Source organism: Haloparvum sedimenti, assembly GCF_001462205.1.
Classification (GTDB): domain Archaea; phylum Halobacteriota; class Halobacteria; order Halobacteriales; family Haloferacaceae; genus Haloparvum; species Haloparvum sedimenti.
This window is the reverse complement of sequence record NZ_LKIR01000107.1, coordinates 1-1,687: the sequence shown is the minus strand read 5'-3', so window position 1 is coordinate 1,687 and position 1,687 is coordinate 1. Positions and strand designations below refer to the sequence as shown.

General features: G+C 64.4%; 1 protein-coding gene and 1 pseudogene. Both read right to left on the bottom strand.

What is annotated here, in order from left to right; genetic code table 11:
* A pseudogene (locus tag AN233_RS06280) lies at positions 1-274 on the bottom strand (hypothetical protein); the annotation flags it as partial.
* 93 nt (positions 275-367) lie between these two features.
* Positions 368-1,543 carry a TAXI family TRAP transporter solute-binding subunit gene (locus tag AN233_RS06275; RefSeq protein WP_080508388.1) on the bottom strand — a complete coding sequence of 392 codons (1,176 nt, stop codon included), beginning with the start codon at positions 1,541-1,543 and terminating at the stop codon, positions 368-370.
* Positions 1,544-1,687: the final 144 nt, after the last annotated feature.

The window sequence follows — 1,687 nt, the reverse complement described above, 5'->3', positions numbered from 1 at the left end:
CGACGCCGACGAACCCTTCCAGCAGGCCAATGTAGTTGCCGATGCGCTGTTTGGTCGTCTGCGGGTCCACGTCGTAGGCGACGACCGCGGCCCCGAGGGTCATCGTCCCGACGTGGATCAGGCGGTGTTGGTTCTGCTCGACGAAGAACGTCCGTACGTAGCTGAGGTGATACCCGGCGATGAGTACCCCGAGCACGATCAACACGCCGTACTTGATCATCCGGCGGCGTGCGGCGGGGCTTCGTTCGGTCTGTGTGTCTGCTGTCTCAGTCATGTGTCGTGATGTGTGTCCGCTCGGGCCACGTCGGGGGAACGAACTACGTGAGGGGTTATCAAAGCGGGGGATCGACCGTCGATCCGTGCTGGATTACTGGTTCGACTCGTACTCTTCGAGGGTCGTCAGATCGTCGCTCCAGAGGCCCTCCTCCTTCATGAACTGCTCGGCCCCGGGGTGGACCGGAGCGTCGGGCGACGCGAGCGTGAGCTGCTGAGTCAGCTCGGGCCCCGCGCCCTCCAGGACGGCGCTTGCGCTCCGGACCTGGTCGATGTTGTCGTTGACGACCGAGACGAACTCGTACGCGAGCTCCTGACTGATCTCCGCCGGGAACACCGTCTCGTACCCGACGCCGAGCGACGGGACCTGGTCGACCGAGATCTCCTGTTCCCACACGTCGGCGGGCGACTCGAGGTAGACGTAGGGCATCCCCGAGTCGGCGATGTCGGACTCGTCGAACTCCCACTGGACGACGTCGATGTCCGTCGTCGCGTCGACCTCCTGCTCCCAGCCGACCGTCGTCACCTGGCTGACGGTGTAGCCCATGCAGATGTCGAGGCGGCCGTCGCGGATCGCGGCGCTCTGGCTGCCCCAGTCCATCGAGCTGATGTTGTACTTCTCCTCGGGGTTCTCGATGCCCGACAGCTCGAACGCGTCGACGCCCGCGAAGTAGTTCGTCCCGCCGCGGTTGCCCCACGCCATGTCGATCGAGCCGTCCTGCGGGATGTCCGAGACGGTCTCGATGTCCGAGAGCTCCTCGACGTCCCGCTTGATGAGGAAGTACTCGATGGACATGAAGGGGAGCACCTGCGTCATCGTCTTCGAGAGCTGCTCGTTGTACGGCGCGTTGCCGGCGTTCCCCTGCACGACGCCCCACGAGGTACTCTGTGCGATGTCGAGTTCACCGTTCGCGATGAGCGGCAGGTTGGCGGCCGTCCCGCCGGTCGTCTGCGCGCTCATGTCGATCATGTCGGAGTTCTCCGAGATGACCTGCGACATCGCGACGCCGGACGCGTGCGTCGCGGAATCCGGGCCGGACGTGCCGATGGTCCAGCTGACGGAGTCGCTACCGCCGTCACCGCCGCCGTTCTCTTCGGTGTCTCCGCCGCCACCGTTCGCCTCGGTGTCCTCATCGCCGCCGTCTCCGCCGTCTCCGCCGTTGCCACCGCCGGTACAGCCCGCGATGCCGGCGATGCCGAGCGCGCCGGTTGCCTTCAGGAACTTTCTCCGATCGCTGCCGTTACCGATAGCCGATCTCCAGTCATCCATTGTGGTACTGCCTCACATAACCAGAGGGATCCATCACTATTTATTGGTTTCGTAATGATGTACAGTCGCAGGGAAGGAAAAATACATACGGGAACGGATTCCGCGTCGTCGGCTCACGGCCGAGTCGCGGTTCTCGTTCCGCGG